At 42.8% G+C, this 17165-nt stretch carries 16 protein-coding genes; 5 read left to right on the top strand and 11 right to left on the bottom strand.

The annotated features are described in order from the left end of the window. Positions 1–4: 4 nt before the first annotated feature. The 3 genes from pdaA to KP77_RS06995 form a co-directional block, all read right to left on the bottom strand. Complete coding sequence (pdaA, locus tag KP77_RS07005; RefSeq protein ID WP_041122017.1) at positions 5–769, bottom strand: delta-lactam-biosynthetic de-N-acetylase; 765 nt, start codon at positions 767–769, stop codon at positions 5–7. Positions 770–857: 88 nt separating this feature from the next. Continuing rightward, positions 858–2393 (bottom strand): fumarate hydratase, encoded by a 1536-nt coding sequence (locus tag KP77_RS07000; protein ID WP_041122016.1) that lies wholly within the window; start codon positions 2391–2393, stop codon positions 858–860. A 338-nt stretch (positions 2394–2731) separates the two neighbouring features. Further along, positions 2732–2920 carry an SE1561 family protein gene (locus KP77_RS06995; RefSeq protein ID WP_039808085.1) on the bottom strand — a complete coding sequence of 63 codons (189 nt, stop codon included), beginning with the start codon at positions 2918–2920 and terminating at the stop codon, positions 2732–2734. A gap of 133 nt (positions 2921–3053) precedes the next feature. On the opposite strand from KP77_RS06995, the gene yfkAB reads away from it, so the two are divergent. Further along, a complete protein-coding gene (gene yfkAB, locus KP77_RS06990; protein ID WP_041122015.1) occupies positions 3054–4175 on the top strand; it encodes a radical SAM/CxCxxxxC motif protein YfkAB in 1122 nt (373 codons plus the stop codon). Between the two features lie 271 nt (positions 4176–4446). Here yfkAB and KP77_RS06985 read toward each other — a convergent pair whose 3' ends face one another. After that, on the bottom strand, positions 4447–4827 hold the full coding sequence (locus tag KP77_RS06985) for an OsmC family protein (RefSeq protein ID WP_041122014.1): 381 nt from the start codon (positions 4825–4827) through the stop codon (positions 4447–4449). Between the two features lie 183 nt (positions 4828–5010). Here KP77_RS06985 and KP77_RS06980 point away from each other — a divergent pair, with 183 nt between their 5' ends. Together KP77_RS06980 and KP77_RS06975 are read left to right on the top strand one after the other, a co-directional pair. After that, positions 5011–6180, top strand: coding sequence for an MFS transporter (locus tag KP77_RS06980; RefSeq protein ID WP_041122013.1), 1170 nt, complete (start codon positions 5011–5013; stop codon positions 6178–6180). Between the two features lie 219 nt (positions 6181–6399). Beyond that, positions 6400–8325 (top strand): heavy metal translocating P-type ATPase, encoded by a 1926-nt coding sequence (locus KP77_RS06975; protein ID WP_407637917.1) that lies wholly within the window; start codon positions 6400–6402, stop codon positions 8323–8325. A gap of 32 nt (positions 8326–8357) precedes the next feature. On the opposite strand, the gene KP77_RS06970 is transcribed toward KP77_RS06975, so the two are convergent. From KP77_RS06970 to KP77_RS06960, 3 genes are read right to left on the bottom strand one after another with little or no spacing between them, the layout of a single operon-like run. After that, positions 8358–9326, bottom strand: coding sequence for a YihY/virulence factor BrkB family protein (locus tag KP77_RS06970; protein ID WP_084218627.1), 969 nt, complete (start codon positions 9324–9326; stop codon positions 8358–8360). Positions 9327–9349: 23 nt separating this feature from the next. Further along, on the bottom strand, positions 9350–9739 hold the full coding sequence (locus tag KP77_RS06965; protein ID WP_052474017.1) for a methyl-accepting chemotaxis domain-containing protein: 390 nt from the start codon (positions 9737–9739) through the stop codon (positions 9350–9352). 17 nt (positions 9740–9756) lie between these two features. Beyond that, positions 9757–10185, bottom strand: coding sequence for a hypothetical protein (locus tag KP77_RS06960; protein ID WP_041122011.1), 429 nt, complete (start codon positions 10183–10185; stop codon positions 9757–9759). A 183-nt stretch (positions 10186–10368) separates the two neighbouring features. On the opposite strand from KP77_RS06960, the gene KP77_RS06955 reads away from it, so the two are divergent. After that, positions 10369–11727, top strand: a complete 1359-nt coding sequence (locus tag KP77_RS06955) for an alanine/glycine:cation symporter family protein (protein ID WP_041122010.1) — start codon at positions 10369–10371, stop codon at positions 11725–11727. 65 nt (positions 11728–11792) lie between these two features. Continuing rightward, positions 11793–12017, top strand: a complete 225-nt coding sequence (locus KP77_RS06950) for a DUF1128 domain-containing protein (RefSeq protein WP_041122009.1) — start codon at positions 11793–11795, stop codon at positions 12015–12017. Between the two features lie 45 nt (positions 12018–12062). Here the strand turns inward: KP77_RS06950 and KP77_RS06945 are convergent, their stop codons facing one another. From KP77_RS06945 to KP77_RS06930, 4 genes are all read right to left on the bottom strand, one after another. Beyond that, entirely contained in the window at positions 12063–13856 is a 1794-nt protein-coding gene (locus KP77_RS06945; protein WP_052474016.1) for a methyl-accepting chemotaxis protein, read from the bottom strand. Between the two features lie 143 nt (positions 13857–13999). Further along, complete coding sequence (locus KP77_RS06940) at positions 14000–14512, bottom strand: type 1 glutamine amidotransferase domain-containing protein (RefSeq protein WP_041122008.1); 513 nt, start codon at positions 14510–14512, stop codon at positions 14000–14002. 64 nt (positions 14513–14576) lie between these two features. Further along, complete coding sequence (locus KP77_RS06935) at positions 14577–15566, bottom strand: class I SAM-dependent methyltransferase (RefSeq protein WP_041122007.1); 990 nt, start codon at positions 15564–15566, stop codon at positions 14577–14579. A gap of 153 nt (positions 15567–15719) precedes the next feature. Further along, positions 15720–17102 carry an alanine/glycine:cation symporter family protein gene (locus KP77_RS06930; protein WP_041122006.1) on the bottom strand — a complete coding sequence of 461 codons (1383 nt, stop codon included), beginning with the start codon at positions 17100–17102 and terminating at the stop codon, positions 15720–15722. Between the last annotated feature and the right edge of the window lie 63 nt (positions 17103–17165).

Here is a 17165-nt window from a genome sequence, read left to right as displayed (position 1 = left end):
CGTTTTAAGAAGGATTCTTTGTCAGGTGATCAAGCGTTTCAAATGAGTACCCCTGCTTCTTCATATCATGAATAACCCGCTGTAGCGCGCCGGCATTGTCAGAAGAGACGGTGTGAAGCAAAATCACAGCACCCGGATGCAGCTGTTTCATAATTTCATTGTAGGCGTAATCTGCCCCCTGAGGCTTTTCGTGATACCAGTCTACAAATGCCAGCGACCAGAAAACATGCGTATAGCCTTCATCATTTGCAACTTTTAACGATAGCTCATTAAATACCCCTTCAGGCGGCCTGACATATTTCATTTCTTTCTGTCCGGTCAGTTCTTCAGTTTTCTTTTTAACCTTCGCCCACTCCTCTTTCATCTGCGCTTCACTGAGTGTTGAAAAGTCAGGGTGTCCCCAGGAGTGGTTGCCAATGATATGACCTTCATCTGCCATTCTTTTTACCAGCGGCGCTGCACTTTCAAGGTAGTGACCCGTCAGGAAAAATGTCGCCGGCACTTTCTCTTCTTTCAGTACATCAAGGATCTTTTCTGTATAACCATTTTCAAAACCGTTATCAAATGTGAAGTATACAATCTTCTCATCTGGAGACCCTTTATAGTAAGCGCCGTGCTTTTCAAGCAAGTCATTATACACAGCGCCCGCATCAGGCTGTTCGCCGCCCGCAGACCGCTTGAACCCCCAGTGATGAGTTTGGGCATAGACTGACAGTGAGTAGCCCAGGAATAAAAAAAGTACCACTATAATTGAGTAAAGTGTTTTCATATGAACCTCCCTTCTATCATTAAATTGTGCAGTTGGATTGGTGGTATACATAGAAAAAGCACCCACTTATAAGTGAGTGCTTCGGAATTTATCTGAATACAGGCTCTTTAAAGCGTGACAGCTTCTCAAGAGATGACTGGTCAACGTCTTTATGAAGGCTGTTTCCATGTGAATCCATTGTTACAACAGCTGTGAATCCTTTAACACGCAGATGCCACATTGCTTCCGGCACGCCAAATTGCATCAGGTCAACGCCTTCAACGCCCTGGATACAGTCTGCATAGTACTGTGCGGCTCCTCCGATTGCATTCAGGTAGACGCCTCCGTGTTCTTCAAGCGCTTTGAGCGTTTTAGGTCCCATACCGCCTTTACCGATCACAGCACGGATCCCGAATTTCTTCATGATATCTCCCTGATAAGGCTCTTCCCGGATTGATGTCGTAGGACCGGCTGCTTTCACGTGCCAGTTTCCTTCCTCATCCTTCATCATGACAGGACCGCAGTGATAAATGATTTGACCATTCAGATCTACAGGTGCGTCGTGATCGCTTAAATGTTTATGGATCGCATCGCGTCCAGTGTACATCATGCCGTCGATCTGTACGACATCACCTACTTTTAAGGTGCGGATCTGGTCTTCAGAAATCGGGGCAGACAACTTAACAATTTCAGGCTTCTCATCAGGCGTTTCTGCCTGATCATCATCAAATGAAATTTTGTCACCTTCCTGGTACAGCCATTCCTGAATGTCTCCAGTCTCAGGATTTACTGTAATACCAAGGCGTCTGAATGCCCAGCAGTTGTAAGCAACTGAGACGAAGAAGCTTGCAGGGATACGGTGCATAACACCAACCTTGCAGCCAAGCAGTGTCGTCTCACCGCCAAAGCCCATTGTACCAATACCAAGCTCATTTGCATGGTCCATGACATATTCTTCAAGCTTTCTAAGATCCTCATTCGGATTTACATCTTCAGATGAACGGAACAGCTGTGCTTTTGCAAGGTCGTATCCTGAAGAACGGTCTCCCCCGATCCCCACACCGATAAAACCTGCGCTGCAGCCCTGTCCCTGTGCCTGATAGACAGAATGCATAATGCACTTACGGATGCCATCGAGGTCGCGTCCGGCACGGCCTAGACCATCAAGTTCACATGGCAGGCTGTACTGAATGTTTTTATTTTCACAGCCGCCGCCTTTTAAAATCAGACGGATATCAATATCATCTTTTTCCCACTGCTCATATTTAATCACCGGTAATCCTTCCCCAAGGTTGTCACCGCTGTTTTCTCCTGTAATTGAATCAACTGAATTTGGACGCATTTTGCCGTCTTCAGTGGCACGTACCATTGCGCGCTTAATCGCTTTGGTTATTTCCAGCTGATTCACACCGATTGGGGTTTTGATTTTAAAAGTCGGAAGCCCCGTATCCTGACAGATCGGCGAAACTTTCTCATCTGCCATCTGGATATTCTGTGTGATCGTTGCAAGACTCATTGCTGCACGTGTCCCTGCGTTCTCCTGCGCCTTCGCCTTGCGAATCGCACGGCGCACGTCCTTTGGCAGGTTAGTGGATGTTTCCACGATTAATTCATATACACTGTTTTCCAATGCTTCAATATTCATCTGTATGTATACCCCTCTCCCAAAACTCAACGGATTTATTATAACCCGGTGCTTTATTGAAGGAAAGGGTGTTTGGAAACGTTTTCGAAAATAGAAACATTGAATGAACTGGTTAGCATGGGATACCCATTATGATGAAGGTCGAATAGTTGCCAGCGGAGGTTGTATTTTCTTTGGTTGTGGTCGTATTCCGTCTGGTTGTGGTCGTATCGAGCTCTGTTGTGGTCGTATTCCACCTGGTTGTAGTCGCATCGAGCTCTGTTGTGGTCGTATTCCAGCCCCTCTCTACGATGATATCCGTTATAAAACAAAAAACAGACCCCGGAAGGCCTGTTTTGTTATTCGTTATCGTCTTTTTTAAACTGCTGTACCTTTAATTCCAAATCATCAAGCATCTGAATCATGCGATCGATATCTTCAAGATCTGTACTTTCTGCATCTACGGATTCCAGCACTTCTAAAAACATTGATAAACGCTGCTTCAGGTATAGTACCTGAGAGTCATTATCGTGAATAGCATTACCCATGCCTCTCACTCCTTTCAAATCCGTCCTTATCGTAACGGATTCTGCTCATTTCTGCAACTTTCCCTGAATATTCATTGACTTATACAGACGGTTTTTCCATACTAACAAATGTACTTAAAAAGGAGATCATACGATGACTATAACAAAACAGCCAATTACAACTTCCTACGATCCATGGGAAGCTTATGAAGATATGAAGCAATTCGGACAGCTGACTTTATCCAATGTGGAATTTACAACAACGACGCTCTGCAATATGAGATGTGCGCACTGTGCGGTTGGTTACAGCCTGTCTAATAAAGATCCTGAAACGCTGGATATGAATTTAATCTTAAAGCGTCTTGATGAGATCGAACACCTCAGAACGCTCAGTATCACAGGCGGTGAGCCGATGCTGTCGAAGAAATCTGTAGAGAACACAGTTCTGCCGCTCATGAAATACACCCATGAACGAGGCGTCCACACACAGATGAATTCAAATCTGACGATTGATCTGAAGCGCTATGAGCCGATCATTCCTTATCTGGACGTTTTACATATTTCACATAACTGGGGAACCGTTGATGAATTCATCCATACCGGGTTTGCGAGAATGGAGCGTAAGCCTTCTGAAGCACAGCGCGCAGCACTTTTCCAAAAAATGATCGAAAATAGCCGTGCACTGAGTGAAGCAGGTATCATGGTTTCTGCTGAAACGATGCTGAATAAAAAAACGCTGCCGCACATGGAGAGAATTCACCGGGAAGTGGTTCATGATATGAAGTGTGCAAGACATGAAATTCACCCGATGTATCCAAGCTCATTCGCAGAATCACTTGAAACACTTTCACTAGAAGAAACACGCGAAGCGATTGAACGTTTACTTGATACCCGCGATCAGAAGACGTGGATGCTGTTTGGCACGCTGCCATTTTACGCCTGCAGCACGTCTGAAAAAGATCGGGAGCTGCTTCAGCGACTTTACAGTGAAAAGAACGTAACTGTCAGAAATGATCCGGATGGCCGATCCAGGTTAAACGTGAATGTGTTTACAGGAGACGTGATCGTGACTGATTTTAACAATACGCCACCGCTCGGAAATATCCAACAGGACACTTTGCCTGATGTCTTTAACAGGTGGATGACAACTGAGGATGCAAAAAGCGTCAACTGCCATTGCCCAGCTGTCAGCTGTCTTGGTCCTAACCTTCTTGTAAAGGATATGTATTATAGCGGAGCAGACTTTACGAAAAGAAGTGCCCTGCTGACAAAATAGGTTCAAACCAAAGTACCGGATTTTTCATCAATCCGGTACTTTTTAATTATTTATCTATTTTGAATATTTACACTATTTAAAATTCGTGCTATACTTCATTTACATTCATTAAAGGGGGGCTGCTTCAGATCATTCTGAGAAAACCTTTCGTAAAGGAGAGTGATGAGAAGCGCTTGTGAAATAAAAAGTGCGTTTATATGGAAAGAAGCATAAAGATACGAATACCATAAAACCCGGTTTACTCTTTTAATTAAGAATAAACCGGGTTTTATTATGCTTTGATTTCAAAGCTCTCTGTAATATCAATGCTGTCTTTCACTGACTGAACCATTGAACAGTTTCTGCGTGTAACCTCAAGCGCCTTCTTTACTTTCTCTTCTTTCAGATCTCCAGTAATCGTAAAGTGCATGTGTATTTTTTCTACGCGGTTTGCTTCTTTTTCATTACGTTCCACTTCTGTTGACACCTTTATATCCGAGAATTCTATACGCATTCTTTCAAGTACTTTACGAAGTACGCCACCGCTGCATACAGCCACCGATGATACTAGCAGCTGGTAAGGGCGGAATCCGTATTCTTCGTTTCCTGAAATATGAAGCTCCCCATATTCAAGGTTTGTTGTAAATCCGCCTTCTTTCATATTAAATTCCATTGCAATCTCCTTCTTTCTGTTGAGTGAATATAGTAAGATTATAGCGTTGTCTATTTTAGATCTCGATTATTTTGCTTGAAAACGATTGCGGCATCAAGGCATGATCTACGCTAGTACAACATTCAACTTTAATGATACGATTTAAAAATTTATTAGACTATTACACATGTCAGGAGTTTTAATATGGGTGTTTCACCAAGAGTTCGGTTTTGGATATTAGTTGGGATTGTCGCAATCTCAGGATTTTCCCAGGGGATGCTTCTTCCTTTAATTGCGATTATTTTTGAACAGCAGGGCGTGTCTTCTGCGATGAACGGGCTGCATGCAACAGGGATATACATAGGAATTTTAATTGCTTCACCATTAATGGAAGCACCGCTCAGGCGTTTTGGATATAAGCCGATGATCATTGCCGGGGGACTTGTGGTTGGACTGTCCCTTCTTGCTTTTCCACTCTGGCAGTCGTTTTGGTTCTGGTTTGTACTGAGATTGCTTATTGGGATTGGGGATAATATGCTGCATTTTTCTACTCAGACATGGATCACTTCATTTTCAGAAGCTGACAGACGGGGTAGAAATATTGCAGTCTACGGTTTGTTTTTCTCATTGGGATTCGCGATTGGACCGGCAATGAGTAAGCTCATTGAAATTAGCCCTACACTCCCCTTTATTGTTTCCGGGATCATGACCTTTATGACCTGGGGATTTGTCTTTTTACTCAGGAATGACTTTCCTGATCATGGCGGATCCGAATCCACTTCATTTTTTGGCACGATGAAAAGATTCAGTCAGGTATGGAAATATGCCTGGGTCGCATTTTTGCCTCCACTCAGCTATGGATTGCTTGAAGCTTCCCTGCATGGTAATTTCCCAATTTACGCACTCAGGAGTGGAATTGAAGCTGGTGCGATTGCTTATATCCTTCCCGCATTTTCAATTGGGGCGATTGTGTTTCAGCTGCCGCTTGGGATGCTGAGTGATAAATTTGGCCGGCATCGCATTTTAATGAGTGTGCTGTTTGCCGGTGCATTCTTCTTTGTGTTAGCAGGTCTTGCAGGGTCCTCCCCTCTATGGCTGACGGCTGCATTTTTCACGGCTGGAATGGCAACCGGTTCTACTTTTTCACTTGGCATCAGCTATATGACAGATCTGCTGCCAAAAAACCTGCTTCCAGCCGGCAATATTATGTGTGGAGTTGCTTTCAGTCTTGGCAGTATAGGCGGACCTGCAATCGGCGGGTTGATCATAGAATTTTTCACTGAAGGGTTCTTTTACTTTATCTCAGCCCTTTTGATCACGATTGGACTTTGTCTTGTTGCATTCTCACTGCGAAAGAAATATGTAACTGCTTAATATATACATTTCTATTAAACAAAGTGGTATAATAAAAGTACGATATATGACTCAAATGATCCGGCACTGTTTAGTCTGTGCAGGTCACTAATACTGCTGACTGCTTTATCAAAATTTAATATAAACTGCTTTCTATGCTGCTGTCATTTGACAGCAGCATTCGCTGTTTTTTAAGGCTATTGATTTCGATTCTCTTTCTCAATACGTACTTGAAAGGGCGTGGCAACATTGGTTAAATCACATACTTTACCTCTTCCTTCAACATCAAAAACCGGCCGTCTGACTTTTTTGCGAACGCACGTTGAATTAGTTATGGCCATAACGAGCGGTGTGCTCATTATCATTGCATGGCTCCTCATGCATGAAGGCTATACGACAGCGTCAGCAGGTATGTATATTACTGCTTATTTCACCGGCGGCTATTTCAAGGCAGTTGAAGGGATTTCTAACACGATTAAAAATAGAGATTTAAATGTTGAACTGTTAATGATTATTGCGGCACTCGGAGCAGCCTGGATCGGTTACTGGACTGAAGGGGCAATCCTGATTTTCATTTTTGCATTAAGCGGTGCACTTGAGACGTACACCCTGAATAAAAGTAAAAGTGAAATTTCTTCCCTTCTTGACCTTCAACCCGAAGAAGCATGGAAGCTCATTGATGGTCAGGAAGTAAAGGTAAGTGCTTCTTCTTTAATGCCCGGGGATATCATCAGCATAAAGCCCGGGGAAAGAATTCCGGCTGATGGCTTAATTACAAAAGGCCAGACATCTGTAGACGAAGCTGCGTTCACCGGAGAATCAATGCCTGTTGTGAAATCAAAAGCTTCCGAAATCTTTGCCGGTACAGTCAACCTAACTGGAGCTGTGCAGGCTGAGGTGACAAAAAAGAATCATGAGACGATGTTTCAAAAGATCATTGAGCTGGTTCAATCTGCGCAGAGTGAGAAGTCTCCTTCACAATTATTTATAGAAAGGTTTGAAGGAAGATATGTAAAATCAGTGCTCGGCTTTACAGTAATAATGATGTTTCTTCCGTACTACTTTTTCGGCTGGAGCTGGGAAGAAACTTTTTACAGAGCCATGGTACTTCTCGTAGTGGCATCACCCTGTGCGCTGGTTGCTTCCATTATGCCCGCATCACTCAGCGCCATTTCTAACGGGGCGAAAAAAGGGATACTATTCAAAGGCGGCGTGCACCTTGAAAACCTGAATCAGATTAAAGCAATTGCCTTTGATAAAACCGGCACATTAACAGAAGGTAAACCGAAAGTGACAAATTGGTTCATCCGGCAGGACCTGGATCAGACAGTGGTTTTACAAGCGACAGCGGCGATTGAACAGCAATCTAATCATCCGCTCGCTCAGGCAGTTGTTACATTTGCAAAAGAAAAGCATATCCCTGATTCACTCAAGATGGATCTTGTAGAGGATGTAACAGGATTTGGTCTGAGAGCTATCCGTGACAATGAGGTGTGGAGCATCGGGAAGCCTGACTGGTTTGACCGGAACATGATCGCACAAGACATGCTGGAGCAGATTGAACAACTCTCAAAAGAAGGTAAAACAGTTGTCCTGATTGAAAAAAGTATTGAAGTAATCGGTCTGATTGCACTGAAGGATCAGGTGAGACAGGAAACAATTGACGCTGTGAAGTATTTGAAATCTGCAGGTATTTATACTGTGATGCTGACTGGCGATAGCAAAGGCACAGCTGCTGTTATACAAAAGGAAACAGGTGTTGATACGTTTAAAGCGGAGTGCCTTCCGGGTGTAAAGGTAAATGAAATGAAGAAGCTGAAAGAAAAATACGGTTCTGTCGCTATGGTTGGAGACGGAATAAATGATGCACCTGCACTTGCCACAGCGACAGTCGGCGTAGCCATGGGTGCAGGATCTGATATTGCACTTGAAACAGCCGATATTGTCCTCGTCAAAAATGATTTGAAAAAAATTGCTGAAGCGATCCGTCTGTCTAAAAAAATGAACCGGATTGTTAAACAGAATATCGTGTTCAGTATTGCAGTGATCGCGCTTTTGATCACCTCTAACTTCTTTCAGGCACTTGATCTTCCACTTGGAGTCATCGGTCATGAAGGCAGTACAGTTCTCGTCATTTTAAATGGCCTGCGGCTTCTCAAAGCATAAGAAAAAGGGTGAGATCGCCTCACCCTTTTTTGTTATGCTTCTTTTGGAACAATTGGCTTATGACGGCGTTTTGCAGCCATTGTCGCATTAACCTGTGCACCCACAAGAATAATGATACCCGACAGATACAGCCAGATCATCAGTACAATGATGCCACCGATACTTCCGTAAGATGCTGAATAATTCCCGAAACTGCTGACGTAGAACGAAAACAGTGAAGAAGTCAGCAACCATCCGACCGCAGCAAACAAAGCACCTGGAATCACAGAAATAAAACGGATTTTCACATTTGGAACAAATGCATATAAGCCGACAAATGCAACAAATAATACAAATGGTGTAATAGCAAATCGCAGGATCGTCCAGATTGTCATAAACTGATCTCCAAGACCAAACCATGAGAAAATTAATTCTCCAATCTGCTCACCGAAAATAGGAAGTAACAAAGCGACCACAAAAATGAACACCATGACAATCGTCCACACGACCGCCATTCCACGCGCCATATAAAAAGCTCTTGTCTCTTCTACTTCATAAGCACGGTTAAAGGCCTTCATAATTGCATTCATTCCGTTAGAGGCTGACCAAAGTGTTCCTAAGATACCCACAGAAAGAAGCCCGGCACTCTCACCGGTTGCTACCTCCGATATCGTTGACTCAATCAGCGCCATAGCATCCCCCGGCGCGAACTCCCTGAACATGTCCAGTAATTCAGCCTGAGTAATATCCAGGTATGGCAGTAATGCCAGCGCAAAGATAAGTAATGGAAATAATGATAGCAAAAAGTAGTAGGCAAGCTGCGCACCAAGTCCGGGTGTATCTGTTTCTGTAAATCGTCTAAGAACAGCTTTTACAAAACCTGTGAACGTTTCATAATGTCCTTCCCGTCCACCTTTATGTACCGCCTCTGACATATCTTCTAAATGTCTGTTTTTCTTTCCTTCCTTCCATTCACCTTCCTGCTGGCGATCCGGAGCGGGATTGTCTTTGTGCGAAGTCATTCCATCCCTCCTGGAGTCAGATTTTACATCGTCTTTTTTTCAGGAAGTCCACCTGGACCGCCCTGAGGCAATGTACTTGCAGAAGTTGAATGCTGCTGATCTTCTGTAAATGCTTCTTTTGTTTCCTGAACAGTTTCTTTCAATTCAGGTGCCATCGCTTTAACTTCTTCATATTTTTCTGAAAGGAAAGCGATATCCTCCTGAATTTTTTCTGCCATTTCCCTCCACTGTTCCGCTTTTTGTGAAGCTCTTTCAGAAAGCTCCTGAGGATTTCTTGAATAATAGGAAATTGATCGTTTTGTATTGGCTAATGATTCAGAAGTCTTCTTTCTTGTACCGGGGTCAAGCATACTTAAAATGCCTCCGGTAACTGCCCCGATTATAATTGCTGCCGGTAATTTGTTTTTCGCCATGTCTTCTCCTCCAATTTTTAATTCAACTTCTCAAGCAGTATAAGGCTTTTCTGCTTTATGTCGTTCAGTGCTTTCTCAGTCTGACCCTGCATCAGCAGATCATCCAACTCTGATTCCCGCTTTCCGCCAAGGTCTCGTATGCTGACGACCTCAGGTGTTGTTGATGCTGACTTTAACAGGTGGATGAGAGCTTCCTCAGCTGATTCACTTACGACTATACATTGTACCTCTTCAAGTTCTTTCCGTTGCAGCTGCCTGAACTCTGAAAACTCTTCTTCGATAGCAGAGCCGCTCATTCCTTCAAAAGAATATTCCGACATTTCCTGACTTTGCCACGCGAATGTACCTCTCAACAGAACCTGCTGGTCAGTTACCTTTACAAATTCCGCAGCCAGTAATGAACAGCTTGACAAGTGAGTCTGTACAAGGAATAATACTGTTTTCATCATCTCTCTCCTTATACAGGATATGGTTTACTATTTCCTAAGCCCTTTGACTTGAAACCTTTTTAGCACTGTATATTTAAAAAAAACTTGACAACAAGGGGTGAATTTTCGGAATATTTAATGTAAGGCATACATATTTTGTTCATATTTATGACCTGTAAAAAGACGTAAGGGGGAAATTAGATGCAAGGCTTTACAGATTTTCTGAATGAAATCAGTGGACTCGTATGGGGGCCGCCGCTGCTGATCCTTCTCGTCGGAACGGGTATTTACCTGACATTCCGTCTTGGACTGGTTCAGTTCTCATTAACAGGCTATTCACTCAAGCTGGCTTTTTCCCGCAATCAGGACAATAAATCCAAAGGTGATATCTCTCACTTTCAGTCTTTGATGACTGCGATGGCAGCAACTGTCGGTACCGGTAATATTGTCGGTGTTGCAACAGCTGTTGTGCTTGGTGGACCTGGAGCAATATTCTGGATGTGGCTGTCTGCTATTTTCGGAATGGCTACTAAGTATGCTGAAGCGGTTTTAGCGGTAAAGTATCGTGTTCAGGATGAAGATGGCGAAATGTCAGGTGGACCGATGTATTACCTTGAACGTGGTCTGAAACAAAAATGGCTCGGTGTGTTATTTGCCCTTTTTGGTGCCATCGCTGCTTTTGGTATCGGAAACATGGTACAGTCGAATTCTGTATCAGATGTCGTGCAGGATACGTTCTCGATCCCGACATGGGTTACCGGTATTGCGCTGACAATCTTTACGGCGCTTGTTATTCTTGGCGGTATTAAGAGTATTGGTAAAGTAACAGCTATTTTTGTTCCTTTTATGGCAGCATTTTATTTACTTGCAGGACTTATTGTTATGATCTTAAACTTTGATTTAGTACCTTCTGCATTTGCAACAATTTTCTCACTTGCATTCGGTAATGAAGCCATTGCCGGTGGTGTGATCGGAGCAATCATCCGTTATGGTGTAGCACGTGGTGTATTCTCGAATGAGGCTGGTCTTGGATCTGCACCAATCGCTGCTGCTGCAGCAAAAACTGATATGCCTGGACGTCAGGGACTTGTTTCAATGACTCAGGTATTAATCGATACGCTGATTATCTGTTCAATTACAGGTGTAACGATTGTTATGGCCGGTCTGTATGAAGGAGGAGACTTACAGGGTGGTGCGTTAACATCTGCATCATTTGAATACTTCCTTGGTGGTCTTGGACCAATCATTGTTACAGTCGGACTGATCTTCTTTGCTTCTTCTACAATTATTGGCTGGTCTTACTACGGAGAGAAGTGTTTCCAGTATCTTGTAGGAACAAAGAAATTTAATGTATTCTATCGTCTGCTTTTCGTTATTGCAGTAATGGTTGGTTCAGTCGCAACACTTGATGTTGTATGGGCGTTCTCAGATGTAATGAACGGTCTGATGGCATTCCCTAACCTGATTGGACTTCTTGGACTTTCCGGCGTCGTTGCATATGAAACAAAACGCATCCGTGAAAAGATCAAAGAAGAAAAAGCACAGAGTAAAGCCGCTTAATGCGTATTGACAGATCCTTTGAAGCATGGAAAGATTGTATCTAGTGAATGAAAGGACTGATCAATATGGATTTAACGGTTCAAAGTACTGAAAATGCTGAATATATGGTTGAAAAAATCAAAGACCGTCTGCGCATAGTAAACGCTGGAGCACTTAAAGTATCTGCTTTCGATGAAGAGCAGTACGAAGAACTCCATTCACTGTATACAATGGTGATGAAAAGAGAAACTTTCAGCCCAAGTGAAATGCAGGCAATTGCTGAAGAACTCGGCAATCTGAGAAAAGCTTAATCAGCTGTAAAAGAAGAGGACACCTTAAGTGGTGTCCTCTTCTTTTTATGATGCCTGATCTTTATTCTCCTGCTCTTCGTTTTCTGCAACCTCATCACTTTCTTCATAGCTGTCTGTTTCTGTACTTTCATCAGGCGTCTCTTCTGCAACAGTTGACTCTTCAACTCTGAACATGCCAATTCGATCTCTGAGGTCTCTTGCATCATGAATCAGCGCTCTTGAAGAATCATAGACCATCTCCATTGTCGTGCTTGATTCCTCGGCACTCGCGCTTGTCTGTTCAATACCCGCTGCTGATTCTTCAGATACTGATGCAATCTGTTCAATTTCCTGATGCATTTCTTCAGAGCCATTAACAATTTCATATAGTGAAGCAGCAATCATTTTCATCTGCTCAGATACCGCTTTCACCTGATCGTCAATCTTAGTGAATGACTCAGATGTTTCTTCCATCTGTTCAGCTCCGGCACTTACTTTTCCGTATCCATCCTGAAGGACAGCAACTGTATCTTTTGATTCTTTCTGAATAGAACCGATAATACTTGTAATATCTGAAATGGATGCGGATACCTGAACCGCGAGTTTTCTCACTTCATCTGCTACAACCGCAAAACCTTTTCCATGTTCACCTGCACGCGCAGCTTCAATCGCCGCATTCAATGCAAGCAGGTTTGTCTGATCTGCAATGTCCTGGATTACCTGTACGAGCTTAGAGATACTCTGTGCCTGTGTATCAAGACCGTTCACTTTTTCCATTGCTTCTTTAAAGCTCGTGTTAATTCCGTTGACAGTGCGAATCGTCTCATTCATTTTTACGCCGCCGTCTCTGGAAAGCTCCAGCATATCATCAGTCTTTTCCTGAGCCTCGGTTCCTTTTTCAGCAGATGACTTAATCACTGAAATGAATCCATTCATCTTTTCGCTGAGAGATGACGATGACTCCGCCTGCACACCGGCCCCGTCTGCTAATTCACTCATTGTCACTGCGATCTGACGGCTTCCCTCTCTGACTTCTTCAGCACTCTCTGAAAGGTGATTACCTTTTTCGAGGACAGATGTGGAAACGCCTGATACGCCGCTGACAAGATCTCTTAACTGCTGATTCATATCATTGACGGCATGAACCAGCTGTCCAACTTCATCTTTGCTTTTAGTATGTAAAGATTCAGCAGGAAGAGACCCGCGCGCAATCGCTTTCATTCTTTTCGTCACCATACTGATCGGTTTTGTAATCTGTCCGGCTACGATTACGCTCATTAAAATCGCTAACAGCATCACAACCCCACTGATCACCAGAATCGTTGTAATTGTCTGCTGACCATTTTGTATAATTGCCTGTCCGGCCTGATCCATCTCTGCTTCACGGGCTGTTGAAATTTTTTCAAGACTATCCATGATCCCTCTGGCAGTCGGCTCAAAATTAGCTCTGAAAAGAACTCTTGCGTCCTCTTCTCTGCCATTGTCATACATTGAAAATACGCGTTCTCTGACACCCTCCTGCCAGACTCTTGTAATTGTCAGCACTGATTTCATTTCTTTACTGACGTCATAACCCTGCAGCGTCTCAGCTAATTCATCATTCACGGCCGCAAGTTCATCAAAACCTTCGCTGTAATCGGGTTCCCCATATAATACATATCCCCGTGTCAGAGCAATCTGCTGTGACACATTGAATTTCATTTCCTGATCGATTGATAAAAGCATCAGCTCTTCTTCAATCAGGTTTTCAGTTTCTTCATTGATATTTGTGATTGAGTAAACATTAAAAGCAGCCAATCCACCTATGAATAATACAAGAATAAAAAATGCCGACATCAGCTTCCATTTTAACTTTTTCACAAAACGATCCCCCTTCATTATGTAATCTCAAAGAACTACATCTATTATATATGTATATCGACCTAATGAACATAGTTTTTAGAATCCTCCGAAATTTTTTCGCAAAAAAACTGAGTCCCTGTTAAGGACTCAGTTAAATTGTTTTATGAAATTAATTTTAATGATTCTCTGATGAACGCTGGAATATCGTCAGGGTCTCTGCTTGTTACCAGCTGGTTGCCGCAGACAACGACTTCTTCATCATGATATTCTGCACCTGCATATTCCATATCCACTTTGATTGATTTAAAGCCTGTAGCTTTACGTCCCTCAAGTGTCTTAGCTGTAATCAGTAACTGCGGGCCGTGACAAATCGTCAGTACCGGCTTGTTACCATCCATGAACGCCTTAGCGAATTTTACAAAGCGCTCGTCGCCTCTTAACAGGTCAGGTGAGAAACCGCCTGGTATAAATAGCGCATCAAAGTCAGAAGGGTTCACGTCATCAATAGACTTGTCAATTGTTACTGTAGCTTCTCCCTGTTTTCCTTTGACGGTATTTCCTGATTCTTTTTCAATGGTCACGACCTCGTGTCCTTCTTTTTTGAACGCTTCCGCCGGATCTGTATATTCTACATCTTCAAATTGATCAGTTAATAGTGCTGCAATTTTAGCCATTTATAACATCTCCTTTTATTTATCTATAATGTATATATTCCACATATTTACCTCATTAAACCTTTTACTTCTTAATCCACTTGATGAAGAACCAGCCTCCCTCGCGAATAACGGGGAAAGGACTTTGCTGTTCAAAACCGCACTCTTCCGCGATCTTTCGGAGTTCTTCTTCTGAAGGAATCGGGTATAAATTATCAAATGTCATAAAGAAACTATTAAATGCACTTGAAAACTGTTTTCCATATTTAGCTTTTTGCAGAGGGGAAATAATGGTGATGATCCCATCCTTCTCAGTAATATTTTTGATCTTACTGAAGAAGTCTTTCCGCTCCTCAGGCTGAATATAGTGTAATAGATTATTGACCATGACATAATCAAATCTCCGGTCAGGTTCATATTCATGAATATCTCCCTGTACGATATGAATCCGGTCAAAGTCACTTGTTGCTTTTTTCGCTGAATCTGCTACTTCTTCATTGATTTCAATACCTGTCAGGTTCATATCTGGGTGCTTTTTCGCAAGCTTCAGCAGGTACCCGCCTTCACCGCATCCAATATCGAGAATCGAGTCTGTCTGATGCTTTTTCACATTCTGATTAATCAGCCGGAATGCAAGCATCTCAAGAAGCGTGGACGTCTTTGCCACTGTTGAGCCGTGTTTTTCATTATCAAAATGTTGTCTCTTCTTTTCTTTCATCAGTTCGGGATAGTGTAAAAGGGAAGGAATATGTAGTTCCATCATTTCTTTTAACAGGTCCCCTGAAGAAGGGCTATCTTTCTTTGAACCCGGTAACTTCCAGGCTTTTGAGATTTTCACCCTGTTTTTATCATCTTTTTTCAGATGCTTTAACGCAATTCCGACTTCCACCCACTGAGTAAGCAGTTCTTCTTCGAGGTCATAAGCATCTGCAACATCTTCAACCCTGACTGGCCGTCTGAACGCTTCGAATAAATCAAGCTCATATCCCACATAGGCATGCCAGCTATATAAAAATGGTACATTCGTTTTCATCCACGTTCGTGCTTTCCACATATTATTAAGGTCTTTAATCATCCAAAACCCCTCCTCTTCCCGCGCTCACTTCTATTCGTAACTATTTATGACATCATTTTTCATTCTTACTCTATTGTGTATCCTTAATTCACTGTTTAGAAACTTATGTTTATAAAAAAGAACACATCCGCCGGATAGACGGATGTGCGCACGTTACTTTCCTTTTGTTTTACCAATATCCTTCAAATAATATTTATCTGAAGTGAAAAACTCTGTTTTTAGTTCTTTCACTTTATTGCTGAGTAATAAGATCGCCAGGATATTCGGTAAAAGAATAGCTGCAAGCATAATATCAAGGAAGTTCCAGATCAATTCTGCAGCACCGACTGCACCGAATACAATCGCAATCAGATACACTGCCTGAATGGCATATGACGCTTTCAGACCGAACAGGAACTCTGCCTGCTTTGCACCATAGAATATGACCACAAGAATAGTTGAAAATACAAAGAATACAAGCGAGACTGTGACGAGAATACTGCCGAATTCACCAAAGTATTCAGCAAATGCAATCGTTGTTAATGCACTACTGTTTTCCATTGCGCCTTCATCTGTCCATACACCTGATGACAGCACGACAAATGCTGTAGCTGTACAAATGATCAGCGTGTCCACTACGATACCTGATACAGCCCAGAATGCCTGTCTGACGGGGTGATCAGTAGTAGCAGCTGAGTGAGCCATTGGTGCTGTACCAAGACCTGCTTCATTTGAATACAGCCCTCTCGCAAAGCCCCATCGGATGACATCAACCAGTGCTGCCCCGGCAAAGCCGCCAATGACAGGAGCCGGTGAAAAAGCATTCGAGAAAATTAACGTGAAGAATTCAGGTAATGCACCAAGGTTCATAAATAAAATAACAAGGGCACCGCCAATGTAGATTAAAGCCATAAACGGTACGACAACCTGCGTCACCTGACCGATTCTCTTGATACCGCCAAAAACAATAATACCGATTAAAACGGCGATGATGATTCCTGTCCATAGTACAGGAACACCAAAGGACTCATTCACTGTATTGGCTACTGAGTTCCCCTGCACCATTACACTTGGAATTAATTCTAGCATCAGTGCAAATGAAAACCATATGCCAAGCCACTTCATACCGAGACCTTTTGTCATGTAATACATTGGTCCGCCTACGTACTCGCCTTTTTCATTCTTTTCACGGTAATGTACTGCCAGTGCACTTTCTGAGAATTTCAGTGACATACCGACAAGTGCAATCACCCACATCCAGAAAACTGCACCCGGCCCACCAAACATGATCGCTGCCGGAACCCCGACAATGTTTGCAGCCCCGATTGTGGATGATAAAGCGGACGTTAACGCCTGAAATGGTGTAACCGTTCCTTTGCCCTTTGGTTTCTTCGTTACACTGCCAAAGGTTTGTTTAAATATGTATAGCGGATGTCTGAATTGAAAAAAACCGAGTTTAAAAGTCATATAAAGTCCTGAAAAAAGTAAAACAGCTATTAACGGTATTCCCCAAAGCCAGGCAGAAAACGTTGTAACGACATTAATAAATCCCTCCAATAGAATCTCCTCCTAAAATTAGTATAATACGGAAGCTGTAGTCCTTTTCCCTACATATAAGAA

This window comes from Jeotgalibacillus alimentarius (assembly GCF_000829445.1).
Lineage (GTDB): Bacteria > Bacillota > Bacilli > Bacillales > Jeotgalibacillaceae > Jeotgalibacillus > Jeotgalibacillus alimentarius.
This window is presented reverse-complemented; position numbering and strand designations above follow the sequence as displayed.